This is a genomic window from Paenibacillus sp. FSL P4-0184, from assembly GCF_038004625.1.
Lineage (GTDB): Bacteria > Bacillota > Bacilli > Paenibacillales > Paenibacillaceae > Paenibacillus_AQ.
Window position 1 is genome coordinate 2,806,498 of record NZ_JBBORN010000001.1, and the last position, 25,614, is coordinate 2,832,111.

At 45.8% G+C, this 25,614-nt stretch carries 27 protein-coding genes, 14 tRNA genes and 4 rRNA genes; 41 read left to right on the top strand and 4 right to left on the bottom strand.

The features are described 5' to 3' along the window. The 13 genes from infA (at position 1) to MKY52_RS12175 (ending at position 8,967) form a co-directional block, all read left to right on the top strand. A complete protein-coding gene (gene infA, locus MKY52_RS12115; RefSeq protein WP_036652996.1) occupies positions 1–216 on the top strand; it encodes a translation initiation factor IF-1 in 216 nt (71 codons plus the stop codon). Positions 217–269: 53 nt separating this feature from the next. After that, the gene (gene rpmJ, locus MKY52_RS12120; protein ID WP_003322638.1) at positions 270–383 is read left to right on the top strand and encodes a 50S ribosomal protein L36; all 114 of its coding nucleotides are present in this window, start codon (positions 270–272) and stop codon (positions 381–383) included. 19 nt (positions 384–402) lie between these two features. Beyond that, positions 403–771 (top strand): 30S ribosomal protein S13, encoded by a 369-nt coding sequence (gene rpsM / locus MKY52_RS12125; RefSeq protein WP_036680583.1) that lies wholly within the window; start codon positions 403–405, stop codon positions 769–771. Between the two features lie 19 nt (positions 772–790). Next, complete coding sequence (gene rpsK / locus MKY52_RS12130; protein WP_019908251.1) at positions 791–1,186, top strand: 30S ribosomal protein S11; 396 nt, start codon at positions 791–793, stop codon at positions 1,184–1,186. 130 nt (positions 1,187–1,316) lie between these two features. Beyond that, the gene (locus MKY52_RS12135) at positions 1,317–2,261 is read left to right on the top strand and encodes a DNA-directed RNA polymerase subunit alpha (RefSeq protein WP_036680585.1); all 945 of its coding nucleotides are present in this window, start codon (positions 1,317–1,319) and stop codon (positions 2,259–2,261) included. A gap of 33 nt (positions 2,262–2,294) precedes the next feature. Further along, the gene (rplQ, locus tag MKY52_RS12140) at positions 2,295–2,660 is read left to right on the top strand and encodes a 50S ribosomal protein L17 (RefSeq protein WP_019908254.1); all 366 of its coding nucleotides are present in this window, start codon (positions 2,295–2,297) and stop codon (positions 2,658–2,660) included. Between the two features lie 300 nt (positions 2,661–2,960). Next, positions 2,961–3,755, top strand: coding sequence for a tRNA pseudouridine(38-40) synthase TruA (gene truA, locus MKY52_RS12145; protein WP_341051517.1), 795 nt, complete (start codon positions 2,961–2,963; stop codon positions 3,753–3,755). 216 nt (positions 3,756–3,971) lie between these two features. Then, positions 3,972–4,409: a 50S ribosomal protein L13 gene (gene rplM, locus MKY52_RS12150; protein ID WP_036680589.1), complete on the top strand. Its 438-nt coding sequence runs from the start codon at positions 3,972–3,974 to the stop codon at positions 4,407–4,409. A 20-nt stretch (positions 4,410–4,429) separates the two neighbouring features. Continuing rightward, on the top strand, positions 4,430–4,822 hold the full coding sequence (gene rpsI / locus MKY52_RS12155; RefSeq protein ID WP_025706574.1) for a 30S ribosomal protein S9: 393 nt from the start codon (positions 4,430–4,432) through the stop codon (positions 4,820–4,822). 235 nt (positions 4,823–5,057) lie between these two features. Beyond that, positions 5,058–5,750, top strand: coding sequence for a phosphoadenylyl-sulfate reductase (locus MKY52_RS12160; protein WP_341051518.1), 693 nt, complete (start codon positions 5,058–5,060; stop codon positions 5,748–5,750). Between the two features lie 37 nt (positions 5,751–5,787). Continuing rightward, positions 5,788–6,957: a sulfate adenylyltransferase gene (gene sat / locus MKY52_RS12165; RefSeq protein WP_341051520.1), complete on the top strand. Its 1,170-nt coding sequence runs from the start codon at positions 5,788–5,790 to the stop codon at positions 6,955–6,957. A gap of 78 nt (positions 6,958–7,035) precedes the next feature. Next, positions 7,036–7,776, top strand: a complete 741-nt coding sequence (gene cwlD, locus MKY52_RS12170; protein ID WP_341051521.1) for an N-acetylmuramoyl-L-alanine amidase CwlD — start codon at positions 7,036–7,038, stop codon at positions 7,774–7,776. 90 nt (positions 7,777–7,866) lie between these two features. Then, positions 7,867–8,967 (top strand): Mrp/NBP35 family ATP-binding protein, encoded by a 1,101-nt coding sequence (locus tag MKY52_RS12175; protein WP_341051523.1) that lies wholly within the window; start codon positions 7,867–7,869, stop codon positions 8,965–8,967. 57 nt (positions 8,968–9,024) lie between these two features. Here the strand turns inward: MKY52_RS12175 and gerD are convergent, their stop codons facing one another. Continuing rightward, complete coding sequence (gene gerD, locus MKY52_RS12180) at positions 9,025–9,696, bottom strand: spore germination lipoprotein GerD (protein ID WP_042192146.1); 672 nt, start codon at positions 9,694–9,696, stop codon at positions 9,025–9,027. Between the two features lie 129 nt (positions 9,697–9,825). On the opposite strand from gerD, the gene MKY52_RS12185 reads away from it, so the two are divergent. Next, complete coding sequence (locus MKY52_RS12185) at positions 9,826–10,416, top strand: KinB-signaling pathway activation protein (RefSeq protein WP_042132517.1); 591 nt, start codon at positions 9,826–9,828, stop codon at positions 10,414–10,416. 343 nt (positions 10,417–10,759) lie between these two features. Beyond that, entirely contained in the window at positions 10,760–11,581 is an 822-nt protein-coding gene (locus MKY52_RS12190) for a PPK2 family polyphosphate kinase (RefSeq protein ID WP_341051524.1), read from the top strand. Positions 11,582–11,632: 51 nt separating this feature from the next. Here the strand turns inward: MKY52_RS12190 and pdaB are convergent, their stop codons facing one another. Beyond that, on the bottom strand, positions 11,633–12,436 hold the full coding sequence (gene pdaB / locus MKY52_RS12195; RefSeq protein ID WP_341051525.1) for a polysaccharide deacetylase family sporulation protein PdaB: 804 nt from the start codon (positions 12,434–12,436) through the stop codon (positions 11,633–11,635). Between the two features lie 111 nt (positions 12,437–12,547). On the opposite strand from pdaB, the gene MKY52_RS12200 reads away from it, so the two are divergent. The 20 genes from MKY52_RS12200 (at position 12,548) to MKY52_RS12295 (ending at position 20,396) form a co-directional block, all read left to right on the top strand. Next, entirely contained in the window at positions 12,548–13,156 is a 609-nt protein-coding gene (locus MKY52_RS12200; RefSeq protein ID WP_445671021.1) for a stage II sporulation protein M, read from the top strand. Between the two features lie 249 nt (positions 13,157–13,405). Further along, a complete protein-coding gene (locus MKY52_RS12205; protein ID WP_036680631.1) occupies positions 13,406–13,636 on the top strand; it encodes a hypothetical protein in 231 nt (76 codons plus the stop codon). A 358-nt stretch (positions 13,637–13,994) separates the two neighbouring features. Then, positions 13,995–15,552, top strand: a 16S ribosomal RNA gene (locus MKY52_RS12210). A gap of 124 nt (positions 15,553–15,676) precedes the next feature. Continuing rightward, a 5S ribosomal RNA gene (gene rrf, locus MKY52_RS12215) occupies positions 15,677–15,793 on the top strand. 45 nt (positions 15,794–15,838) lie between these two features. Then, positions 15,839–15,915 (top strand) — tRNA-Ile (locus tag MKY52_RS12220). A 20-nt stretch (positions 15,916–15,935) separates the two neighbouring features. Beyond that, positions 15,936–16,011 (top strand) — tRNA-Ala (locus tag MKY52_RS12225). Between the two features lie 167 nt (positions 16,012–16,178). Then, positions 16,179–19,107: ribosomal RNA gene (locus MKY52_RS12230) — 23S ribosomal RNA — on the top strand. Between the two features lie 73 nt (positions 19,108–19,180). Further along, positions 19,181–19,297, top strand: a 5S ribosomal RNA gene (rrf, locus tag MKY52_RS12235). The 16S, 23S and 5S rRNA genes sit together here with 14 tRNA genes alongside, the layout of an rRNA operon. A 6-nt stretch (positions 19,298–19,303) precedes the next feature. Further along, positions 19,304–19,379 (top strand) — tRNA-Asn (locus MKY52_RS12240). Position 19,380: 1 nt separating this feature from the next. Further along, a tRNA-Thr gene (locus MKY52_RS12245) sits at positions 19,381–19,456 on the top strand. Between the two features lie 11 nt (positions 19,457–19,467). After that, positions 19,468–19,542, top strand: a tRNA-Glu gene (locus MKY52_RS12250). A gap of 40 nt (positions 19,543–19,582) precedes the next feature. Further along, positions 19,583–19,658: transfer RNA gene (locus MKY52_RS12255), tRNA-Val, on the top strand. A 43-nt stretch (positions 19,659–19,701) separates the two neighbouring features. Continuing rightward, a tRNA-Gln gene (locus tag MKY52_RS12260) sits at positions 19,702–19,776 on the top strand. A gap of 5 nt (positions 19,777–19,781) precedes the next feature. Further along, positions 19,782–19,854, top strand: a tRNA-Lys gene (locus MKY52_RS12265). Between the two features lie 15 nt (positions 19,855–19,869). Then, a tRNA-Leu gene (locus MKY52_RS12270) sits at positions 19,870–19,953 on the top strand. 6 nt (positions 19,954–19,959) lie between these two features. Then, positions 19,960–20,034 (top strand) — tRNA-Gly (locus MKY52_RS12275). Positions 20,035–20,042: 8 nt separating this feature from the next. Continuing rightward, a tRNA-Arg gene (locus MKY52_RS12280) sits at positions 20,043–20,119 on the top strand. 30 nt (positions 20,120–20,149) lie between these two features. After that, positions 20,150–20,223 (top strand) — tRNA-Pro (locus MKY52_RS12285). Positions 20,224–20,234: 11 nt separating this feature from the next. Further along, positions 20,235–20,308 (top strand) — tRNA-Gly (locus MKY52_RS12290). Between the two features lie 14 nt (positions 20,309–20,322). Then, positions 20,323–20,396, top strand: a tRNA-Pro gene (locus MKY52_RS12295). Between the two features lie 101 nt (positions 20,397–20,497). Here MKY52_RS12295 and MKY52_RS12300 read toward each other — a convergent pair. Continuing rightward, positions 20,498–20,911, bottom strand: coding sequence for an ImmA/IrrE family metallo-endopeptidase (locus tag MKY52_RS12300; protein WP_341051527.1), 414 nt, complete (start codon positions 20,909–20,911; stop codon positions 20,498–20,500). 31 nt (positions 20,912–20,942) lie between these two features. Then, positions 20,943–21,371: a helix-turn-helix domain-containing protein gene (locus tag MKY52_RS12305; protein WP_341051529.1), complete on the bottom strand. Its 429-nt coding sequence runs from the start codon at positions 21,369–21,371 to the stop codon at positions 20,943–20,945. Between the two features lie 287 nt (positions 21,372–21,658). Here MKY52_RS12305 and MKY52_RS12310 point away from each other — a divergent pair, with 287 nt between their 5' ends. The 6 genes from MKY52_RS12310 (at position 21,659) to MKY52_RS12335 (ending at position 25,498) form a co-directional block, all read left to right on the top strand. After that, complete coding sequence (locus MKY52_RS12310; protein ID WP_042194591.1) at positions 21,659–22,153, top strand: ArpU family phage packaging/lysis transcriptional regulator; 495 nt, start codon at positions 21,659–21,661, stop codon at positions 22,151–22,153. A 425-nt stretch (positions 22,154–22,578) separates the two neighbouring features. Continuing rightward, positions 22,579–22,992: a phage tail terminator family protein gene (locus MKY52_RS12315; RefSeq protein ID WP_341051531.1), complete on the top strand. Its 414-nt coding sequence runs from the start codon at positions 22,579–22,581 to the stop codon at positions 22,990–22,992. Beyond that, positions 22,989–23,168: a hypothetical protein gene (locus tag MKY52_RS12320; protein WP_339318703.1), complete on the top strand. Its 180-nt coding sequence runs from the start codon at positions 22,989–22,991 to the stop codon at positions 23,166–23,168. The genes MKY52_RS12315 and MKY52_RS12320 overlap by 4 nt, the downstream gene beginning before the upstream one ends. Beyond that, entirely contained in the window at positions 23,168–24,490 is a 1,323-nt protein-coding gene (locus MKY52_RS12325; protein WP_341051533.1) for a phage tail sheath family protein, read from the top strand. Before MKY52_RS12320 ends, MKY52_RS12325 begins: the two co-directional genes overlap by 1 nt. 1 nt (position 24,491) lies before the next feature. After that, entirely contained in the window at positions 24,492–24,962 is a 471-nt protein-coding gene (locus MKY52_RS12330) for a phage tail tube protein (protein ID WP_283909203.1), read from the top strand. Between the two features lie 113 nt (positions 24,963–25,075). Further along, a complete protein-coding gene (locus MKY52_RS12335; protein WP_042131197.1) occupies positions 25,076–25,498 on the top strand; it encodes a phage tail assembly chaperone in 423 nt (140 codons plus the stop codon). Positions 25,499–25,614: the final 116 nt, after the last annotated feature.

Genomic DNA, 25,614 nt, shown 5'->3' on the forward strand with positions numbered 1-25,614 from the left:
GTGGCTAAGGAAGATGTCATTGAAGTAGAAGGTACTGTCCTTGAACCGTTGCCAAATGCAACGTTTAAGGTTGAGCTTGAGAACGGTCATCAAATACTTGCCCATGTATCCGGTAAATTGCGGATGCACTTTATCCGTATTTTGACCGGAGACAAAGTGGTCGTGCAGTTATCGCCTTATGATTTATCAAAAGGTCGTATAACTTACCGTAAATAGATGGGAACTACGAAAAAAGTTTTGCTTCGCAAAACTTTGAGGAGGTAATTAACATGAAGGTAAGACCTTCTGTAAAGCCCATTTGCGAGAAATGTAAAGTAATCCGCCGCAAAGGGACTGTTATGGTGATTTGCGAAAATCCGAAACACAAACAAAAACAAGGTTAAGAAGGGGGTGTAGCGTAAAATGGCTCGTATAGCTGGAGTGGATTTGCCACGTGACAAACGCGTTGAGATCGCCTTGACTTATATTTTCGGAATCGGTAAAACGACTTCTCAGAAAATTCTTAATGAAACAGGCATTAGCGCTAATACACGTGTCCGTGATTTGACGGAAGATGAAGTCAGCAAACTGCGTGAAACGATCGACAAAACGGTTAAGGTTGAAGGTGACCTGCGTCGTGAAATTTCCTTGAATATTAAACGTCTTACTGAGATCGGCTGTTACCGCGGTGTTCGTCACCGTCGTGGATTGCCTGTTCGCGGTCAACGTACTAAAACCAATGCCCGTACCCGGAAAGGCCCGCGTCGTACGGTAGCAAACAAGAAGAAATAATAAGGGGGGATAAGAGACAATGGCTAAACCGAAAAAAGTCGTACGTACCAAACGTCGCGACCGTAAAAATATCGAATCCGGCGTGGCACATATTCGTTCCACGTTCAATAACACCATCGTTACCATCACAGATCCTCACGGAAATGCAATTTCCTGGGCAAGCTCCGGCGGCCAAGGATTTAAAGGTTCCCGTAAGTCGACTCCATTCGCAGCGCAAATGGCAGCTGAATCAGCAGCTAAAGCAGCTATGGAGCACGGCATGAAGTCGGTTGAGGTTATGGTTAAAGGACCGGGCGCGGGCCGCGAAGCAGCCATCCGTTCCCTTCAAGCTGCAGGGCTTGAAGTTAACCTTATTAAAGACGTAACTCCGGTTCCTCACAATGGATGCCGTCCGCCGAAACGTCGTCGCGTATAGTGAAATCAGTATTGTAAATGTGGTATAATTCTGACGCATCTGCTAATAATAGGTGTTTAGGCATACTACATGATGCACCTGATGGGGTGACAGTTTCATATAGGAGCGACGTTGAAGGAGGGGTAAACTCGTGATAGAAATCGAAAAGCCGAAGATTGAGACCGTAGAAGCTAATGATGAAGGTACCTATGGGAAATTCGTAGTTGAACCGTTGGAACGTGGGTATGGCACGACTCTGGGGAATTCACTTCGCCGGATATTGCTTTCTTCGCTTCCAGGAGCCGCAGTGACTTCGGTCCAAATTGACGGCGTTCTGCATGAGTTCTCGACCGTTCCAGGCGTAATGGAAGATGTGACGGAGATCATTCTGAACCTTAAAGCCTTGTCCCTGAAGATTCATTCAGACGAGGAAAAAGTGTTTGAGATTGATGCCGAAGGGGAAGGCATCGTTACCGCAGGTGATATCCGTGCGGACAGCGATGTTGAGATCCTCAACCCGGATCTTCACATTGCAACGCTGGGACCTGGTGCGAGACTTCACATGCGTATTTTTGCAGGCCGTGGTCGCGGCTACGTCCAAGCGGACCGGAACAAACGCGACGATCAGCCAATTGGCGTTATCCCGGTTGACTCCATCTACACTCCTATTTCACGCGTTAACTACGGCATAGACAATACACGTGTTGGTCAAGTGACCAACTACGACAAATTGACGCTTGAAATTTGGACAGATGGCAGTATTAGACCGGAAGAGGCTGTAAGCCTCGGAGCCAAAATTTTGAACGAGCACCTCGTATTGTTCGTAGGTCTTACGGACGAAGCGAAAGACGCCGAAATTATGGTTGAAAAAGAAGAAGACAAAAAAGAAAAAGTGCTAGAGATGACAATCGAAGAGCTTGATCTTTCTGTCCGCTCCTACAACTGCCTCAAACGTGCTGGTATTAATACCGTACAAGAGCTTACCACGAAGACTGAAGAAGATATGATGAAGGTGCGTAACCTTGGTCGTAAATCTTTGGAAGAAGTTCAGGAGAAGCTTGAGGAACTTGGTTTGGGACTCCGTACAGAAGAATAGCTACAGATTGCTACAGTAAAGGAGGGAAAACACATGGCATACCAAAAATTGGGCCGTGATTCCAGTGCGCGTAAAGCGTTATTTCGCGACATGGTAACGGATCTATTTTTATACGAGCGCATCCAAACAACGGAAGCTAAAGCGAAAGAAGTTCGTTCTATCGCTGAAAAGTTGATCACTAAAGCTAAAAAAGGCGATCTTCATGCTCGTCGTCAAGTAGCTGCATTTGTTCGCCGCGAGACAGTTGATGGTGAACAAGATGCAATTCAAAAATTGTTCTCTGACATTGCTCCTCGTTACACAGAGCGTCCAGGTGGATACACTCGTATCCTGAAACTCGGACCTCGTCGTGGGGACGCTGCGCCTATGGTTTATCTTGAATTGGTAGACCGCGCGTAGTATCACAAGTATTGATTTCCGATGCTTCCCTTTCATCCGGCCCTCTTTAGAGTAAAGATGGGGGAAATATCAGCGTTATTGTGCTGCAGAGGCGCAAGACTCTGCTGTACTAATAACCGTGGGAATCACCTTGGTTCAATTGAAGGAGCTCCCGCAGGGGCTCTTTTTTTTGAAATAATGGAGTGAAGTGTTAATGGATGCCGTCCTTCTAGGGACGGCAAAGCCATTTCTTCCTCTTGAATAAGATCAGACAGTGCTTCGATCGACGTTTCTGCTGAACGGTTTAAAAAGGAGAACGGAATGCGTAATCTATTGATGAAGGTCAATTATGACGGAACAAATTATGATGGCTTTCAGACCCAGCCTCAGGGCAATACGATTCAAGATCGGCTGGAGCAAGCGATACTCCATCTGACAGGTGAGGAGCTTAAGATTACTGCTTCTGGTCGCACAGATGCCGGAGTACACGCCTACGGTCAGCCTTTTAACTTTACGACCTCCTCTCGAATCCCACTTGAACGTTGGTGTCTGGCGCTTAATGCCCGGCTGCCACAAGATATCGTGGTTACTGAGGCTAGGGAAGTACCGCTGACGTTTCACTCTCGTAGAGGAGCTAAGCGTAAAACTTACCGATACACGATTAACGGCAACAGGTTTCCAGACCCGTTTCAACGGCGCTGGCAGCTTCATCATCCGGTGAGGTTGGACATTCCTGCGATGCAGCAAGGCTTAACGCATATTTTAGGGACACATGACTTCACTTCGTTTGCTTCACGGAAGTCTACTAAGGCCTCTCATGTACGAACGATATTTGAAGCTCATATGGAAGTAGACCGCAGCATGTGCCGACCCTCTTCATTAGATCAGGGAGTGATCCAAACTTATATAACGGGTAGTGGATTTCTTCAGCATATGGTTCGCATTATTATGGGGACTTTGATCCATGTGGGGGAAGGTAAAATAGATGCTGATCATGTTGCTGAGATATTGGCGGCATGTGATCGTTCTGCTGCTGGTCCAACAGCTATGGCCAAGGGGTTGGCTTTGTGGAATGTAGAATATGACGAGACTGAAAGTGAATCTTTTTTTCTATAAATTTCTTCCTAAATAATAGGCTGAATGTTTAAAAATCACTTGCACTTGTTATGTTTATACTGTAATATAAAAGTTGTGTTTTCTTGATGGCTATCCCACAGCCCCGATCAAGGAAATGCCAAAAAATGCTTTGCTTAACTCACATAATTGTAATTCAATGAGAAACAAGATATACGAAACAGAAGATTTTCGTACGAGAACAAGGAGGAAACATTCATGCGTACCACCTATATGGCGAAGCCGAACGAAGTTGAACGCAATTGGCACATTATTGATGCCGAAGGCAAGACACTCGGTCGTTTGGCCAGCGAAGCCGCTGCTTTGATCCGTGGCAAACACAAACCGCAATTCACTCCACACGTTGATACAGGAGATTTCGTTATCGTAATCAACGCTGAGAAGATTCACTTGACCGGTAAGAAATTGCAAAACAAGAAATACTACCGTCACTCGATGCACCCAGGTGGCTTGAAAGTTACTAATGCTGAAACTTTGCTGAATACTAAACCAGAACGCGTAATTGAATTCGCTGTTCATGGTATGATTCCTAAGACTCGTCAAGGGGACCACATGAAGCTGAGATTGAAAGTATATGCAGGCGCCGAGCATCCACATGCAGCACAAAAACCTGAAGTTTACGAACTTCGCGGATAAGAATAGAGGAGGACAGTTTCATGGCACAAGTACAATACTATGGGACAGGTCGTCGTAAACATTCGGTAGCACGTGTTCGCCTTGTACCGGGTGAAGGACGCATTGTCATTAACAAACGTGAGATGGACGAATATTTCGGTGTGGAAACACTGAAAATGATCGTAAAACAACCTTTGAACCTGACTGAAACACTAGGCAACTACGATGTAATCGTTCTTGCACATGGTGGCGGCATTTCCGGTCAAGCTGGAGCAATTCGTCACGGTATCTCCCGTGCATTGCTTAAAGTTGACCCTGAATATCGCGGTGCGCTTAAGAAAGCCGGCTTCCTGACTCGTGACCCACGTATGAAGGAACGTAAGAAATACGGCTTGAAGGCTGCACGTCGTGCGCCTCAGTTCTCGAAACGTTAATATTTATCAAGAATTCAACCCTTGGCCTTTACGGTCGAGGGTTTTATTTTTTTTAGCAGCCCCTTTCGAACAAGAAATGGGCTTTTTTTGCATTCATTTACTAATTCTGAGGGTTGAAACTCATTGACTTCCTCAGTAAAAGTTATATACTATTTCATATAGAAATAGTTGGTTTTATTACTTCTTTTACCTCATTTATTCATACGATTAATATTTTGGATGGAGGAATACCTTAATGAACCTGCTCGAGAAAGAAGATTTGATCAGAATAAAGGCCGAAGAATTAGAGAGTGCTTCACCCGAGGATATTATCCGCTGGGCTGTAGAAACATTTCCTAACATTACTTTTGCCTGCAGCTTTGGTGCCGAAGATGTAGTGCTTGTTGATATGCTTCACAAAGTTAGTCCATCTACTGATGTCTTTTATCTCGATACAGATTATCATTTTAAGGAAACCTACGAAACCAGAGATTTGATGGCAGACAAATACGGATTAGAGTTTGTACGAGTGTCTCCGCAACTCACCACGCAGGAGCAAGCACTTCAATACGGTGATGCGTTATGGACCGTTGACCCTAATCAATGCTGTGGTATTCGTAAAGTTGAACCATTGACTCGTATATTATCTCAATATGAGGCATGGATTACTGGAATTCGTCGTGATCAAGCGCCTACCCGTGCAAATTCTAAAAAGGTCGAGTATGATTATAAATTTGGTTTAGTGAAGTTTAATCCTATTGCGGATTGGACGTCAGAAGATGTATGGAACTATATTCGTGAAAATGACGTAATCTATAACCCTCTACATGACCGTAACTATCCAAGTATTGGCTGTGAGCAATGTACACGTCAGGTTATGCCAGGTGAAGATCCGCGTGCTGGCCGTTGGTCTGGATCAGAGAAGACAGAGTGCGGATTGCACAAGTAAGACATATCCCTGTGGGAACATAGAAGGAGAGACTAAGATGACTTCAATACGTCCGCATGGCGGAGCTTTGGTTAACCGTGTAGTAGAGGGTACTGAAAGAGAAGAATTGCTAAATCTCGCGCGTGATAGCAAGGCAATTGCCTTAAATACCTGGACTTTATCCGATTTGGATCTTATAGCTGTAGGAGCATTTTCGCCACTGACAGGCTTTTTAAATGAGCAAGACTATCATTCAGTAGTAAAAAACATGCGATTAGCAGATGGCACAGTATGGAGCATTCCAATAACACTGGCTGTAGAAGATGATGTGGCTGCCAGTTTATCAATTGGGGATAAAGTTTCTTTAATCGGTGAAGACGATGGCGAGATTTACGGTTTATTGGATATTGAGAGTATTTATACTGTAGATCAAACGATTGAAGCACAAAATGTCTTCAAGACAACAGATCCTGAACATCCTGGTGTGAGTAAGCTGTTGGCTCGTCCTGCAACTTATGTTGGAGGGCCGATTACAGTCTTGAACCGCCCACAGCCAGAGAAGTTCGGTGAATTTTATTTTGATCCTGCGGATACGCGGAAGATATTTGCTGAAAAGGGCTGGAGAACGGTTGTAGGCTTCCAAACACGCAATCCGGTCCACCGAGCTCACGAGTACATTCAAAAGTGCGCTATGGAGGTTGTAGACGCTCTATTCCTAAATCCACTTGTTGGTGAGACGAAGTCAGATGATGTACCGGCAAATGTACGGATGAAGAGCTATCTGGCGCTTTTGGAGAACTATTATCCTGAGGATCGTACCTTCCTTGGTGTTTTTCCGGCGGCAATGCGTTATGCAGGCCCTAGAGAAGCAATTTTCCATGCAATGGTTCGCAAAAATTACGGCTGTACCCATTTCATCGTCGGTCGTGACCATGCTGGGGTAGGTGATTATTATGGCACTTATGAAGCACAGGAAATTTTCTCGAATTTTAGTGCTGAAGAACTTGATATTACTCCATTATTTTTTGAACATAGCTTCTTCTGTAAAAAATGCGGGAATATGGCATCCAGTAAAACTTGCCCTCATCCTAGCGACGATCACATGACATTGTCGGGTACGAAGGTACGTGCTTTGCTCCGTGATGGCCAATGTCCTCCGACAGAATTTACACGGCCTGAGGTTGCGCAGATTCTGATTGAAGGTATGACTCAAGAAGTTACAGCTTAATCATTAACAGCTAGTACTATTTGACCTTCTTGTCCCATATAGATGAGTATTATCTATCGGGACGAGGGGGTCTTTGTTATGTCTGGCCGAAAGCAGAGTAAAGTCTCGGTCTGGATTTCATGGAGCAGTATCAAAAAAAGTATGCTTGGCGTGATGCTGCTAGCTATAATGATTGGAATTATCGCGTATGACATGCCTACCGCTAAAACACTAAATTATTGGAGTCTGCCCTTGTCAGGAAAAGTTATTGCTCTCGATGCGGGGCATGGTGGAGCTGATGGAGGAGCGGTTAGCCGGGAAGGGCTAATTGAGAAAGATATTAATCTCGCGGTATCGCTTTATTTGCGTGATTATCTGCAGCAGGCAGGGGCTATTGTAGTAATGACTCGTGAAGGTGATTATGATTTGGCTCAGGAAGGTACTAAGGGCTATTCTAAGCGTAAGACAGAAGATCTTAAACAAAGAGTAAGAAGTATCGAAGAAAGAGGCGCAGACCTTTTTATAAGCGTTCACATGAACAGTGTCCCTTCCAATCGTTGGAGTGGAGCACAGACCTTTTACTACCCCAATCACAAGGATAATAAAGATATAGCGGAGTTTGTGCAGAGTGAGCTGAAGACTACGCTGGAGAATACGGATCGTGTGGCTAAGACAGTGAATACTGTTTATCTGTTAAAAGCATTGAAAATACCAGCGGTACTTGTAGAAGTTGGCTTCTTATCACATCCTCAGGAATCTGCTCTACTTGGAAATGATGTCTATCAGCGTAAGGTTGCGACTAGCATTTATCGGGGGATTCTTCGGTACGCCTCCGAGTAGTCAGGACTACTCATGGGGAGACAGGTAATGCTATAATAGACAAAAACTCCGGAGAATTTCTCAACCGGAAAGGAAACAGAGGTGCTTCCCATGCTGACTAAGGAACAAATTCAGGAAATACTGCAGCCATTAACAGACTCTGAAACTGGAAAAAGCCTTGTGGAACTACAGCTGATTCGTGACATTATGATTAAAGAAGACCGTATTTCTTTATCTATCGTATGTTTGAATCCTGAAGAGCAAAGTCGCATGGATCTAGAACAACGGGTTCGTGAATTGCTTGAAGCGGGTGGGGCTTCTAATGTACATATCCGGCTTCGTGATGCAACCGATTATGAACGTGCTATACTTCGCGGTGAGAGCACTGAGGAAGTTGATGAGCCTGGGAAACTTAAGGGACATGCTGCAGGCCTTGATGGCCATGAATTAATTAGCGAGAGCTCTGGTGTGAACTTTATCGCCGTGGCTAGCGGCAAAGGTGGAGTTGGTAAATCAACTGTAACGGTCAATTTGGCCGTAGCCCTTGCAAGAAAAGGTAAGAAGGTTGGTCTTGTGGATGCGGACATTTATGGTTTTAGCATTCCTGATATGATGGGGATTGAAGAGGGGCCGGTTGTGGAAGAAGGAACGATTATTCCTGTGGAACGTTTCGGAGTGAAGGTCATGTCTATGGGCTTCTTTATCCGTGAGAATAGTCCAGTTATTTGGCGGGGACCTATGCTAGGTAAAATGCTTCGCCAGTTCTTCAATGATGTTGGTTGGGGTGAACTTGATTATATGCTGCTTGATCTTCCCCCAGGTACTGGTGATGTGGCACTTGACGTGCATCAGATGCTGCCTCACAGCAAAGAGATTATAGTTACGACACCTCACGCTACCGCAGCGTTTGTGGCGGCTAGAGCGGGCTCTATGGCTCTACAGACAGATCATGAGATTATTGGAGTCATTGAGAATATGGCTTATTATGAGTGCACTGACTGTGGTAAGAAAGATTATATCTTTGGCAGAGGCGGAGGAGCGAGGCTTGCCGAGACGCTTCATACGGAGCTGCTTGCACAAATACCGCTAGGTGCACCGGACAACCATATTTCCGAACCGGATTTCTCACCTTCTGTATACAAAGAAGAGACACCATCAGGACAATTATTTGCAGAAATTGCTGATAAACTTATTGCCAAATATGAGCACTAACTCTTGTGCATAAAAAAGAGGCCTTCCCACACGTATTAGTGGGATAAGGCCTTTTTTTTAAGAACTTGAATCATCGCCGCTGCCGCCGCCACTGCTTTCCTGTTTGTCGCCACCTTCGCTACCCTTTTCTTTTTTCTCTTTTGGTTCAAGTTCTTCTTGTACGACTTTTTTAAGTAAATTCAATACTTCCATGCGAAATAATGGAGTTTGCATGGATTCCTGCATGGTCTTCATGGATTGTTTACGGTAATCAGGTGTTTTGGTGAGATTTAAAAACATTGTCATCATTTCTGGAGACTTCATAATTTCTTCGACTGATTTCTGATAAGTGGGATCCTTAATTAGCTGTAGGTGTAGTTCCTTGCTTTGTGATTGAATGGCTTTAGCAAAATCGCCCGCGAATTTGGGATCAGTCATTATCTTCTCGATTTCCTTCTGATATTCCGGTGCAGTGAGAGTATTTTTAACAGCGAGCTTGATCTCCTCTGTTGTTTGAAGTGGCATCATCTTCATGCTCATTCCACTGGTACCGCTAGAGCTGGAGCTTGATAATGATTCCTCAACCGCTTTTTTACCCTCATCGCTTTTCAATATATCTAAAACCATGGTCTTCGTTTCTTTATAACTGCCTTGTCCGGAAGAAGAACTGCTCTGCTCACTTCCGCAAGCCGTTAAGGCCATAACAAAGCTCAATGCCAAACCCACAGATCCGATAAATCTCCATTTCATTGGCGCTGCCCTCCTTTATAGGATTCTCTAGATGTATTATGCCGAATTAGATCACATTTATGTTGTGGGTGTAATGGTGTTTTGTCGGTATCCTTGGTAAAATAAATCTGACAAGAGGAGGTGAATTGGCTGAGTATAAAAAAATGGTTTCATTTATTTTGGACTACCCTCCTTATAGGAGCGGGTGGGGCTGTAATCGCTGGTCTGGCACTGCAATTCGTAAATGGTAAGATTGATTTCAAAAGTGTCGGGGATTTCTTTTTATACCCGCTGATTCTGCTTGGCTACGGTATGCTTGTAAGCGTTTATTCGCAACTTGGTTTTTTTGCCTATTTGATTTTGAATTATATGGGTAACGGCGTTTTTCCACAAAAGGTTTGGAAATACATACAACTAGTGCTTTCTGTGCTCGCATTGCTTGAACTGATTTTTTTGCGTACCGTCGTTGGTGGGGAAAGAAATGTTATGTCTGATCTAATATTAGGAATCGTTATTTTGCTAGCAGCTATTATTGTGTCTTATTTCAAAGTAAAAAGTACAAACATCTCAGCTTTGATTCCAACCCTCTTTTTTATGACAGCTATTTCAATTGTGGAAGTTATTGGCGTGCTCCGTATAGGTGTTGATAGTGCAACAGTATTTATTGTTGTTCCGCTTATTGCTTGTAATGCATTCCAAATTTTGATGCTACACCGTATTCTGAAGCCGGCAGCCGGATAATGAATGGGGAAGGCACTAAACAAAGAACCCCGTGCTCTGATCTCAGAAGACGGGGTTTTTTGCTCTAACTGTATCTTAACGATTAAAATCTGATTGTAGAGGTTAATCTTAAAGAACGATACGCTCACAAAACTTAGTAGATGCTTCCGAAGTGAGTTTTGTACGAAGTAACACAAGTGTAGTAACGCTCACAAAACTAAGTGTATGCTTCCGATGCGAGTTTTGTACGAGGCTCATCAATGATGCATATGCTTTACAAAACTGAGTGGATGCTTCCGAAGTGAGTTTTGTACGAAGTATCTCAAGTGTAGTAACGCTCACAAAACTTTTAGGAGGGGAATATATGGACATCAAGCGCTATATGATAAAAGACACAAAAGAAATCCGGCTTAACAAGCTGGATCCGGACGACACAGGTGTTTTTAAATCCAAAAAAGAAGTAGAAGCCAAAACAGAAGAGCTTAAAGCACGTTTGGCAGAGCTCCAAGATATTTTGTTTGCTCAGAAAAAGCATTCGCTGCTTGTTATTCTGCAAGGAATGGATTCCAGCGGTAAGGATGGCACGGTTAAGCATATTTTTTCAGGCATTAATCCACAAGGGTTTATAGTGACCAGCTTCAAGAAACCATCTCTAGAGGAAGAGGCTCATGATTTTCTATGGAGGGTTCATCAGAAGACACCCCCTAAGGGATATATCTCTGCATTTAACCGCTCGCATTATGAAGATGTATTGGTACCACGGGTACACGGAGGGATAAAAAAGGATGATTTGAAGCGCCGCTTTCGTTACATACGGCAGTTCGAGGAAATGCTGGTGGAAGAGGGGACGACAATTATCAAGCTTTTTCTGCATATTTCTAAAGAGAAGCAGTTAAAGAAGATCAAGGAGCGGCTTGAAGATCCAAAGAAACATTGGAAATTCGATGCAAGTGATCTCCAGGAGCGGGAGTATTGGGATGATTACCAAGAAGCATATGAAGATGTTTTCAAGGAAACTAACATAGACACAGCACCCTGGTACTGGATACCCGCCAATCATCAATGGTACCGCAACTATGTGACCTTATCCATCGTTGTAAAGACACTGGAGAGTCTGGATCTGAGCTATCCGAAGCTGAATACCCCCACACCCGACATATCGGAACTCATTTCTCCACGTCATTAATTCTTTGGACAGATCAACATCCATTACGGCACCAGAGATTGAAATGTGTTTTTACAGCCCAGCTGCGTCCTCAACAGCATTACTCAGTGAAGCTGAGTCTCGGACTTCTTTACCTTCGGTGTTGCTTTGACTAATCAGCTCAGATACGGTAACGAATTCATAACCTTGTCTGCGAAGCTCGTCGATAATGAGTGGAAGTGCTTCATGTGTTTGTTTACAGGAATCACTGGCATGTAGAAGGACGATATCACCTGGATGCGCTTTTGTCGTTACACGCTTCACGATATTGTCTACGCCGATGTTCTTCCAATCCAGGGAGTCTGTATCCCATTGAATGACCTTGTAACCGAGATCGGTGGCAACCTGAAGGACTCTTTTGTCAAAATCACCATTAGGCATACGAATCAAATTGGGTTCAGTGCCGGTTAATTCGGTAAGTACGGTGTGAGCCGTTGAGATCTGTGTACGAATTTCTTCGTTGCTTAGTGTGCTGTAATTGACATGTTTATGACCATGACTTCCAATTTCAAAACCTGCATTCTTGATGTTAGTTACAATGTCTGGATGAGTCTTACTCCATGGGGACGATAGGAAGAAGGTGGCTTTGTCCACTTTCTTGTCTTCAAGTACCTTCAAAATTGGTTCGGGTCTTTTCTCCCCCCAGCTAATATCGAAGGTCAGGGCAATCAGCTTCTTCTCTGTTGGTACACTGTAGATCGCGGAAGGTCCGGATTCAGAAAAAACGGTTATGTTTCCCCTCTCGACATAGACAACTCCAGCAGCAAGAAGCACAGCGGCGAAGATATAGATGAATCGTTTAATCTTTTTGCCGCTGAATACATAAAAAGAATTCATAATGACAGCGCTCCTCTCCCATGCGAAATGCTTGTTTGTTCTAAATGTATGCTCGTACCGCAAGGTTATGACCTAAGAAACAGAGATCACAATTTCAGGAGGGTATTTATGTTGTCGTTCTTCACGTTTGTTAAAGATCTAAAAACGATCCGGAAAGCTTTACTGCTGTCCTGTTTGCTCTTCGCAATTGGAGCGGTTATAGGGTGGGTAGCCACTAGTAGTCTGGAAAAGCTATTGGTTCAGCAATTAGAGGGGCTCAGTGAAATCAGTGGCAACCTTAGAGATTCTTCTAATCCGCAATGGAGCTTCTTTGTATTTATATTTTTGAATAACAGCATCAAGGGTGTTCTTATCATATTTTTAGGAGCGTTGTTCGGTATACTGCCAGCCATATTCTTATTTATTAACGGAGCGGTTATCGGCTATCTGATTCATTTATCAGCACTGCAAGGACAGGATTTGTTCGAACTAATAGTAAAAGGACTGCTGCCACATGGGATTATAGAGATTCCAGCGATCATTATTGCTTGTGCATTTGGACTTCAGTTCGGCGGGAAAGTACTTTCAAGTATGTTTAGCTCATCCACTAAAAAAATGAACAGAGGTGTTGATTGGTCTTCGTTCATGCGTCAAACACTTACGGCATCTATTTGGACAGTAATCCTGTTATTTGTTGCAGCCATCATTGAAAGTACAATAACTTTTTCTCTTTTATCATAAAACTTCCGAGAATGGAGCATAACATTAAAGCTCATCCAAGGATTGCCTAAAGGTCAGAAGTATATAATCGTGACGAAACCATAAAGGGAATTTTTATTAATTATGGTTATAAAAAGAGTACTCCGGTTAATCTAGTGTAAGAGGATCTTAAGGCAGCTTTCTCCATGAGATGGACTAACTAATTATGTACAAGGGGTTTTTGGTTTTAGTGAATGTGTTACTTGCAACTTCATGAAGGAGGCCAAGCATATGTTGGGAATGTTGTTCAACGAAAAAGAATGCAAGGAACTGGATTATGTTTTGCGGAAAGAACTTGATGAGATGCTGTTAGATTTGAGCGATCAGCGCTTGGACCAAAATATCAGGCATGCCATCGCCAATAGATATAAGACTGTATTTCGTATGTATGCTCGTTTTGCTCCTCAGAAAGAGCTTTCCAAGTATGCGTGGGGTGGACGTTCTTCTCAGTATAAACACTAAGGATAAGCGGTAAATGCAAGAGTCTTATATGAATTTAAGATTTTTTAATAAAATAGCTTGACTAAAAAGGAGTGCTCGTGATAAATTATATCTCGCGCTCCTTTTGCTTGTGTAAAAGGGAAGCGGAAGGCAAGAAAAGTTGAAAAAAACTTTTTCAAAAAAAAGACTTGCCAAACAACGAAACACTGTGATATATTATAAAGGTCGCCGCTGACAAACAACGACGATAAAATGAGAGACATTGATCTTTGAAAACTGAACAACGAGTGAGTGGGAAATCACGAAAGTGAAATCCAAAATTAGAGAATTAATTTTCTCGTCAGATGTTTCAAAATGAGCATATCGCTCTTTTCAATACTAATTGGAGAGTTTGATCCTGGCTCAGGACGAACGCTGGCGGCGTGCCTAATACATGCAAGTCGAGCGGAGTTACTTTGAAAGCTTGCTTTCAAAGTAACTTAGCGGCGGACGGGTGAGTAACACGTAGGCAACCTGCCCCTTAGACTGGGATAACTACCGGAAACGGTAGCTAATACCGGATAATTTCTTTTTTCTCCTGAAGAAAGAATGAAAGACGGAGCAATCTGTCACTGAGGGATGGGCCTGCGGCGCATTAGCTAGTTGGTGGGGTAACGGCCCACCAAGGCGACGATGCGTAGCCGACCTGAGAGGGTGAACGGCCACACTGGGACTGAGACACGGCCCAGACTCCTACGGGAGGCAGCAGTAGGGAATCTTCCGCAATGGACGAAAGTCTGACGGAGCAACGCCGCGTGAGTGATGAAGGTTTTCGGATCGTAAAGCTCTGTTGCCAGGGAAGAACGTCCGGTAGAGTAACTGCTATCGGAGTGACGGTACCTGAGAAGAAAGCCCCGGCTAACTACGTGCCAGCAGCCGCGGTAATACGTAGGGGGCAAGCGTTGTCCGGAATTATTGGGCGTAAAGCGCGCGCAGGCGGTCATTTAAGTCTGGTGTTTAAACCTTGGGCTCAACCTGAGGTCGCACTGGAAACTGGGTGACTTGAGTACAGAAGAGGAAAGTGGAATTCCACGTGTAGCGGTGAAATGCGTAGATATGTGGAGGAACACCAGTGGCGAAGGCGACTTTCTGGGCTGTAACTGACGCTGAGGCGCGAAAGCGTGGGGAGCAAACAGGATTAGATACCCTGGTAGTCCACGCCGTAAACGATGAGTGCTAGGTGTTAGGGGTTTCGATACCCTTGGTGCCGAAGTTAACACAGTAAGCACTCCGCCTGGGGAGTACGGTCGCAAGACTGAAACTCAAAGGAATTGACGGGGACCCGCACAAGCAGTGGAGTATGTGGTTTAATTCGAAGCAACGCGAAGAACCTTACCAGGTCTTGACATCCCTCTGAATCCACTAGAGATAGTGGCGGCCTTCGGGACAGAGGAGACAGGTGGTGCATGGTTGTCGTCAGCTCGTGTCGTGAGATGTTGGGTTAAGTCCCGCAACGAGCGCAACCCTTAACTTTAGTTGCCAGCAAGTAATGTTGGGCACTCTAGAGTGACTGCCGGTGACAAACCGGAGGAAGGTGGGGATGACGTCAAATCATCATGCCCCTTATGACCTGGGCTACACACGTACTACAATGGCCGGTACAACGGGAAGCGAAACCGCGAGGTGAAGCCAATCCCATCAAAGCCGGTCTCAGTTCGGATTGCAGGCTGCAACTCGCCTGCATGAAGTCGGAATTGCTAGTAATCGCGGATCAGCATGCCGCGGTGAATACGTTCCCGGGTCTTGTACACACCGCCCGTCACACCACGAGAGTTTACAACACCCGAAGTCGGTGGGGTAACCCGCAAGGGAGCCAGCCGCCGAAGGTGGGGTAGATGATTGGGGTGAAGTCGTAACAAGGTAGCCGTATCGGAAGGTGCGGCTGGATCACCTCCTTTCTATGGAGAATCGTCTTCTGCAATGAAGACATTCAAATCGGAAGCTAAGCTTCCACAATAGAACCTTCGGGTTCGAACACTCACTCGTGTTCAGTTTTGAAAGAGTAAGTCTCTTTCATATACGTTTGGTGGCGATAGCGGAGGGGTTCCACACGTACCCATCCCGAACACGACCGTTAAGCCCTCCAGCGCCGATGGTACTTGGACCGAAGGGTCCTGGGAGAGTAGGACGCCGCCAAGCGGACAACCATTCTTTGGTTGATTCACAATGTTATATATGTTATATGGGCTTTTAGCTCAGTTGGTTAGAGCGCACCTCTGATAAGGGTGAGGTCGGTGGTTCGAGTCCACCAAGGCCCACCATATAACTTTATATCTTTCATGGGGCCATAGCTCAGCTGGGAGAGCGCCTGCCTTGCAAGCAGGAGGTCAGCGGTTCGATCCCGCTTGGCTCCACCATAATTTTTAATTCAATACATTCTTTAAACATTGATCCTTGAAAACTGGATACCGAAACGAATTTGCGTTTTAGAACATCTTTTAGCAACTTGTGCAAACAAGTAAATGTTATTAGTGAGATGATTCCAAGAGAGATATCGTATGATATTTTCCTGCGGAAAAATCAAGGTTAAGCTAATAAGAGCACACGGAGGATGCCTAGGCGCCAGGAGCCGACGAAGGACGTGGCGAACAACGAAACTGCCTCGGGGAGCTGTAAGCAAGCTTTGATCCGGGGGTGTCCGAATGGGGAAACCCAGCTGTGGTAATTCGCAGTTACTCATCTCTGAACACATAGGAGATGTAGAGGCAGACCAGGGGAACTGAAACATCTAAGTACCCTGAGGAAGAGAAAACAATAGTGATTCCGTCAGTAGCGGCGAGCGAACGCGGAACAGCCTAAACCTAAGAGCTTGCTCTTAGGGGTTGTGGGACGTCTCACATGGAGTTACAAAGGAATATGGTAGGTGAAGAGGTCTGGAAAGGCCCGCGATAGAGGTAAAAGCCCTGTAACCTAAACTGTGTTCTCTCCGAGACGGATCCCGAGTAGTGCGGGGCACGTGAAACCCCGTATGAATCCAGCAGGACCATCTGCTAAGGCTAAATACTACCTGGCGACCGATAGTGAAACAGTACCGTGAGGGAAAGGTGAAAAGCACCCCGGAAGGGGAGTGAAATAGAACCTGAAACCGTGTGCTTACAAAAAGTCAGAGCCCTATTTATGGGTGATGGCGTGCCTTTTGTAGAATGAACCGGCGAGTTACGTTTAACATGCAAGGTTAAGTCGAGAAGACGGAGCCGCAGCGAAAGCGAGTCTGAATAGGGCGATTGAGTATGTGGACGTAGACCCGAAACCGTGTGATCTACCCCTGTCCAGGGTGAAGGTGCGGTAACACGCACTGGAGGCCCGAACCCACGCATGTTGAAAAATGCGGGGATGAGGTGGGGGTAGCGGAGAAATTCCAATCGAACTCGGAGATAGCTGGTTCTCCCCGAAATAGCTTTAGGGCTAGCCTCGGTATAAGAGTAGTGGAGGTAGAGCACTGATTGGGTGCGGGGTCCGCAAGGATTACCAAGCTCAGTCAAACTCCGAATGCCATATACTTATTGCCGGGAGTCAGACAGTGAGTGCTAAGATCCATTGTCAAAAGGGAAACAGCCCAGACCATCAGCTAAGGTCCCCAAGTGTGTGTTAAGTGGGAAAGGATGTGGAGTTGCACAGACAACCAGGATGTTGGCTTAGAAGCAGCCACCATTGAAAGAGTGCGTAATAGCTCACTGGTCGAGTGACTCTGCGCCGAAAATGTAACGGGGCTAAACACACCACCGAAGCTATGGCTAGATACGTATGTATCTGGGGTAGGGGAGCGTTGTATGTGGGTTGAAGGTGTACCGTAAGGAGCGCTGGACAGCATACAAGTGAGAATGCCGGTATGAGTAACGAAAAGATCAGTGAGAATCTGATCCGCCGAAAGCCCAAGGTTTCCTGAGGAAGGCTCGTCCGCTCAGGGTAAGTCGGGACCTAAGGCGAGGCCGAAAGGCGTAGTCGAAGGACAACAGTTTGAAATTACTGTACCACCGTAATCCGCTATGAGCGATGGGGTGACGCAGGAGGGTAGTGACGCGGACTGATGGATATGTCCGTCTAAGCAGTGAGGCTGATGTGTAGGCAAATCCGCACATCGTTAAGGCTGGGCTGTGATGGGGAGCGAAAATTACAGTAGCGAAGGTCATGATCTCACACTGCCAAGAAAAGCCTCTAGCCAGGAGAAGGTGCCCGTACCGCAAACCGACACAGGTAGGCGAGAAGAGAATTCTAAGGCGCGCGGAAGAACTCTCGTTAAGGAACTCGGCAAAATGACCCCGTAACTTCGGGAGAAGGGGTGCCCCGGTAGTGTGAATAGCACGAGGGGGCCGCAGTGAAAAGGCCCAAGCGACTGTTTAGCAAAAACACAGGTCTGTGCGAAGCCGCAAGGCGAAGTATACGGGCTGACGCCTGCCCGGTGCTGGAAGGTTAAGGGGAGTGGTTAGGGGTAACCCGAAGCTATGAACCGAAGCCCCAGTAAACGGCGGCCGTAACTATAACGGTCCTAAGGTAGCGAAATTCCTTGTCAGGTAAATTCTGACCCGCACGAATGGCGTAACGACTTGGGCGCTGTCTCAACGAGAGATCCGGTGAAATTTTAATACCTGTGAAGATGCAGGTTACCCGCGACAAGACGGAAAGACCCCATGGAGCTTTACTGCAGCTTGATATTGAATTTGGGTACGATCTGTACAGGATAGGTGGGAGCCGTAGAAATCGGAGCGCAAGCTTCGGTGGAGGCGCCGTTGGGATACCACCCTGATCGTATCTAGGTTCTAACCTAGTACCCTTACCGGGTACGGGGACCGTGTCAGGCGGGCAGTTTGACTGGGGCGGTCGCCTCCTAAAGAGTAACGGAGGCGTTCCAAGGTTCCCTCAGAATGGTTGGAAATCATTCGAAGAGTGCAAAGGCATAAGGGAGCTTGACTGCGAGACCTACAAGTCGAGCAGGGACGAAAGTCGGACTTAGTGATCCGGTGGTACCGCATGGAAGGGCCATCGCTCAACGGATAAAAGCTACCCTGGGGATAACAGGCTTATCTCCCCCAAGAGTCCACATCGACGGGGAGGTTTGGCACCTCGATGTCGGCTCATCGCATCCTGGGGCTGAAGTAGGTCCCAAGGGTTGGGCTGTTCGCCCATTAAAGCGGTACGCGAGCTGGGTTCAGAACGTCGTGAGACAGTTCGGTCCCTATCTGTCGTGGGCGCAGGAAATTTGAGAGGAGCTGTCCTTAGTACGAGAGGACCGGGATGGACGTACCGCTGGTGCACCAGTTGTTTCGCCAGAAGCATGGCTGGGTAGCTACGTACGGACGGGATAAGCGCTGAAAGCATCTAAGCGTGAAGCCCCCCTCAAGATGAGATTTCCCAATTAGTAAGACCCCTTGAAGACGACGAGGTAGATAGGTTGGAGGTGGAAGTGCAGTAATGCATGGAGCTGACCAATACTAATCGGTCGAGGGCTTATCCTATACTTAAAACGTAAATTCAATTCGGATTCAGTTTTCAGGCATCAAGCCTGAGCATTTACGCTGTAAATGCCCGTTTGGTGGCGATAGCGGAGGGGTTCCACGCGTACCCATCCCGAACACGACCGTTAAGCCCTCCAGCGCCGATGGTACTTGGACCGAAGGGTCCTGGGAGAGTAGGACGTTGCCAAGCGGATATTCCCTGATAGCTCAGTTGGTAGAGCACTCGACTGTTAATCGAGTTGTCACAGGTTCGAGTCCTGTTCGGGGAGCCATGCTCTCATAGCTCAGCAGGTAGAGTGCTTCCATGGTAAGGAAGAGGTCACCGGTTCGAATCCGGTTGAGAGCTCCACAGATTTGCAAGGCCCGTTGGTCAAGGGGTTAAGACACCTCCCTTTCACGGAGGTAACATGGGTTCGAATCCCATACGGGTCACCAACTTTTACTTGTACTTACCCTTAGAGGGTCCCATAGATATGGAGGCTTAGCTCAGCTGGGAGAGCATCTGCCTTACAAGCAGAGGGTCGGGGGTTCGATCCCCTCAGCCTCCACCATAATCTTCCTGAGAGATTATGGGCAACATAGAGGTACCATCAATGGGGATTAGCCAAGTGGTAAGGCAACGGACTTTGACTCCGTCACTCATAGGTTCGAATCCTATATCCCCAGCCAAGTGCGAGCCATTAGCTCAGTTGGTAGAGCACCTGACTTTTAATCAGGGTGTCGAAGGTTCGAGTCCTTCATGGCTCACTTTTATTATTACATGCGCGTGTGGCGGAATGGCAGACGCACCAGACTTAGGATCTGGCGTTTCACGACGTGGGGGTTCAAGTCCCTTCACGCGCACCACTTATTGCGGACGTGGCTCAGCGGTAGAGCATCGCCTTGCCAAGGCGAGGGTCGCGGGTTCGATTCCCGTCGTCCGCTCCATAATTTTTGCGCCCTTAGCTCAGCTGGATAGAGCGTTTGACTACGAATCAAAAGGCCGGGAGTTCGAATCTCTCAGGGCGCGCCATTTTTTTATTAAGCAATTATAATATTTTAACGGGATGTAGCTCAGCTTGGTAGAGCACCTGGTTTGGGACCAGGGGGTCGCATGTTCAAATCGTGTCATCCCGATTTTCACCTTTGCGGGTGTAGTTCAATGGTAGAACTTCAGCCTTCCAAGCTGATAGCGTGGGTTCGATTCCCATCACCCGCTCCATAATTTTATAGTAACGGGATGTAGCTCAGCTTGGTAGAGCACCTGGTTTGGGACCAGGGGGTCGCATGTTCAAATCGTGTCATCCCGATACTCAGCTTAATTGCTCTTAGAAAGCTCTTACTTCGGTAAGAGCTTTTTTTGTTATGTATAGAATTAAAACACGCATAAATTCATATAACATATGTTCTATCATTCTTCCAAAAGAAATTGTACTTCTGGTGGAATACCAATCCGTAGGTAATAACTTTTCCATGACTCTTCTTGCTCAGGATTACTGCCTGTGGATAGTAGCTTTACAGCAAAGACATTAGCTTGACGTTCAAGCTTCCCAGGAGAGAAGTAGGAGCTTTCCTCTAGAAAAAAGCGGTTAATCCCCTTATGAAGACGATCATGTCCTAATTCATGCGCACAAACGAAGCGCTGCCACTCAATTGGCAACTCATTATGAATGACGATAAATCTTCTTCTTAGTTTTCGGTAATATAATCCCTTAGTGCCTGTCCCAAGGTTCATGAAACGAATGTGAATACCTAGCGCTGAGGCCAGCTCGAACGGACAGTTGGTTTTATATTTTTTAATCAGATTATTGATCAGTTCATCCATATTCTTCACCTGCAGCATGTTAGTGTTGTTATTAAGTGTTGTTGGATTTATTTCTTTTGTTCATCTGTTTGGCTTCCCAGAATAAGCCGGTCAGTACATCTTTTATCCTCTGCTTGTCATCCTTGTCTAATGGGATTCCATCAAACATCAGCTCTCCATCATCCTCCAGCATTTTACGGAAGTCACGTTTATCCTTACTTGTAGCCCACTCTGGGACAATCTCTTCGCTTGGAAGAGCCTGTTCCTGCAAATATCCCGCCTGATCCATTAGCTCCTCGTACGGGACTCCTGTAGCCTCAGCTATTTTGCGTAATGTAGTTGGCTTAGGAACTCCTCTTAGACCATTTTCAATCCGTGAAATCTGTGATCCGCTAATACCTGCTGCTGCTGCCAATTGATTAATAGTGAGTCCCTTAGTTTCGCGAAGTTGCTTCATATAATCCCCAAAATCCTGTTTCATCTCAACCACTCCTTATAGACTGAAGCTTATGTTATTAATATAAGCCATTTTTGCCAATTGGTAAACAACAAAGCGTATATTATTACCAAAAGGCAAGATAATGGAGGGAAAGCTATTCTTTTTCGCCCAAAACAGACTCAAACGGGGTTTTACGAGATTGGTAGAGAAGTGGTATATTATAGAAAAATACGAACAGAATACGAACACTTTTATATTTTAGCACATTGCTTAGGAAACTTCCGCAATTTAATCTCATTCTGTTAAAACCTAAAGGAGTGCATAAAATGATGAACTTATCTGCTTTACCGGAGCTAGACCGTCGCCGAACCCAGGTCGCTATAGAGAGCATGTTGGAGAAATACCGTATTTTTAAGACCGTTACATTTGAGGCTAAGGAAGCCAGTACTACTTATTCGTATACAGAAAGATTTCATGGTCCTACGAATACTGTTACTGATCAGACTGCTGCGATAGCTTCATATAATGTGGATATACCGGCTGCCAGGAGGGCTTTTTGCTCGGCGATAGACTCTGTGGTAGAAAGACTCGATACGAGGGAACAGCAATTAGTAAGAGAGCGTTATATGAAAAGAGACGAAACGTACGATTATACGATTTACAATCATGTGTTTGATCCACCGGTAAGTAAGGACACTTACGTAAAGATACGTTCGAAGGCTTTTTATAAGATGGCTTTGGCTTTAACGGATCTCGGTCTACTGTCCCTTAACACTTTAATAACAGCACCTAGAGTGAAGAAAGAGAAGATTAGTATTACTTAAGAGATATAGACGGTTACTAAAGACTGTGTCGTCCGAGCGGATGATGCGGTCTTTTTTTATTGATTTTATGATCCTCCGAAAAACCGCTCTATACCATCCCAAAGCTAGCTTAAACCTCGTCGGTATACCGTCTCAGCAAGGCAAATAGGGGTGTATATTTATAACATGGCAAATGAAGCAAAAAGAACACCGCAAGAGCATGAATGCTCTGCTAATAGTTCAACCCTAGTGGTGATGAGAACAAATCTAGCGGTGAAAGATTCTTTTGGCATTGGCCTAGTGTAGAAGGGTATTATCCAACATTGGATAGTATCCTTTTTGTTCTTAATTTTAGTAGAGGGGGTGTCTTCTTAAATGTTAATGCAATTGAAGGTTAACACCATCAAAGATCGGCGATCCGCCGCAGATCAGAAAGGAATGAAGTGATGTCGGTACAACAATTACGAGAACACATTACGAGTGCGCTGGAGAGGTACTTTCCAGATGTGCCTGTATATGTGGAGGGGGAGAAACCTCAGACGGCTTATTTTTATCCCGGACTGATCTCAGCGACTCTGGATCGGCAGCGGGAAGGCCGATATTTAGCGGTCTATCGCTTCGGTATCCGTTATGAACAAGGCAGTCTGCTGGAAGCTGAGAGAATGGCAGATAAGCTGAGTGAGGCAATGGCAGGGATGGAGCAAGAGGGTGGCTCCTTTCGTGTAGCTAGGCAAGCCTGGGAAGCTGGGGTAGAGGGGCATGGATCGCTTTTTACAACGGACTATATGGTGTATTTGCAAAGTGAGAAGCCTGACCCCATTAAGATGGGACATATGATAGGAGGAGAAAGACTGAAATGAGCACAAAGGTGAGTAATGGAGATCGTTTTGGTAAAGAGCAGATTGTGAATTCATCGCTTTTTACGGCTAAGGAAAAGGATGTGCTGAACGTTATTTTGCAGGATGACAAAAGTTATACGATCGAAGAATCGAAGCAATCTATGGGATTGTTTATTAATAAGGAGGTTTTGAACTAATGGCAGGCGGAACATGGACAACTCAAAACAAAGTGCGCCCAGGGGTGTACGTAAATGTAGCATCGAATCAAGGTGCCATCGGCAAAATGGGAGAACGTGGGATTACTGCTTTGGCACTTGCCTTATCTTGGGGAGAAGCTGGAGTGATCATGAAGATTACCCCGCAGGACGACGTGAATAAGCTACTAGGTTATGATTTGGAACATCTAACATTGCTGCCAGTACGCGAAGCGCTGAAACGTGCGGGAACGTTACTGCTCTATCGATTGAATGAAGGGGTTAAAGCGGCGGTCACGAACAATGGTCTACAGGTTACGGCTAAATATGGCGGTGTACGCGGAAATGATCTTTCTGTTGTTATTGAGAAGAATATTGAGAATAATGCTCTTTTTGATGTAAAGACACTGCTGAATGGAACTGAACTGAATAAGCAAACGGTTGGAACGGCTGAAGAGTTGGTCGCTAACGATTATGTACAATTCCAGAAAAATGGTGCAGAAGGCTTGAAGCTAACCGCAGGGATGCCGCTTATTGGCGGAGCTAATGGTACGGTGACAAATGGTGCGCACAGCGATTTCTTGTCTGCTCTTGAGGTGCTTGAGTTCCAAACGGTTGGACTAGTATCGCAGGATAGTACGCTTAAGGCGCTGTATAGCTCTTGGGTGAGAAGACTGCGGGATACGGAAGGTAAGAAAGTGCAGGCTGTACTATCGGATTATGCTACTGCGGGTCATGAGGGTGTGATCAGCGTGAGGAATGGGGTAGTACTGAGTGACGGAACTATGATTGATAACAACAATGCTGTTGCTTGGGTGGCCGGTGCTACGGCTGCTGCTGCGGTGAATCAATCGCTAACTTATCAGGGATATGACGACTCCGTTGACGCGGATGTGCGGCTTAGCCATTCTGAGACGACTGCAGCTTTGCTGCGAGGTGAACTGCTCTTTACTTACAGTGGAGGGCGAGCTGTGGTGGAGCAAGATATTAACACGTTTACGGCATTTTCTCCGGATAAAGGCAAAGCGTTCTCCAAAAATCGTGTGCTACGCGTGCTGGATGGGATTGCGAATGATCTGAAGCGTATTTTTGAGAACTACTACATTGGTAAGGTAGCCAATAATGAAGATGGACGGGCTCTGTTCTGGTCACAATGTGCAACTTACATGAATGATCTGCAGGATATGGGGGCGATTGAAAGCTTTAATGCGCAGACCGATGTTGTCGTTGTGGCAGGTACTGATAGCGATAGTATTGTGCTCGACGTGGCTGTGAAGCCAGTTGATTCCGTAGAAAAAGTATATATGAAAGTGAAGGTGGTTTAAGATGGCATTTTTAAAAGCTAGCGATACGATTTCCGGCCAGGAGGGCCGTGCGTATGCCGTGATTGGCACGCAAACTGAAGAGATGTTCTATGTGAAGACGCTTGAAGCAACGGTAGAAAAAACAAAGGCAGAAGTGAAGACACTCGGTCGACGTGGTGTTCAGCATAAAGCGACTGGATGGTCGGGCAGCGGTTCGATGACGATTTTTTATATGACTAGCCGTTTCCGCCAGATGATGCTCGATTATATGAATACAGGTGTCGACCAGTATTTCGATATTGAGGTTACGAACGAAGACCCATCGTCCAGTGTGGGAGCACAACGCATTATTTTAAAAGGCGTGAACCTTGATAGTGTCATCATGGCTTCTCTTGATACAGAATCAGATGCGCTGGAAGAAGAAGTGAGCTTTACCTTTGAAGACGTGCAGATTGTGCAAGCTTTTGGCGCTCCCGCCGGCTCCGGAAACTAATAAAGACAACTAGATAGGAGCAAGTAAGGCCCGGGCGTGCAGGTGAGCGGCGGGTCTCTTCTCTGTCTAGTTAGTAGTACTAGAAGAAACTAAATCATTTTAGGAGGAAGACAATGAGTGAATTAAGTTTGTTTTTTGCGCAAAATGTCGCATGTGACACGACCGAGGAGTTTGTGGTATCGCAGCGGTTTAAGGATAAGGAAGGGAACGCAGTTGCCTGGAAGCTACGCAGTATGAACGAGGATGAGAATCAGGAATGCCGTAAAGCAGCTACTCGTAAGGTCAAAGGTAAGAACGGAGTGTATACCTCCGAGATTGAACCGAATGATTATATGGCTAAGCTTATGACCTCAAGTGTGGTGCATCCGGATCTGAAAAATGCCGAGCTACAGCGTTCTTATGGTGTCCTTGGTGCTGAAACACTGCTGCGAAAAATGCTGCTTCCGGGTGAATTCGCGGCATTGGGTGAACGAGTGCAAGCCTTGAATGGCTTCGGCACAGATATGAACGAGCTGGTGGATGAAGTAAAAAACTAATCAACGAGGGCGACAGCGAAGCGAACTTAGCTTACTACGCCCTCCACGAGCTTCATATTTTACCGCATGAGCTAATGAAGCTGTCTTCACGTGAACGTGCCGCAATTTATGCGATG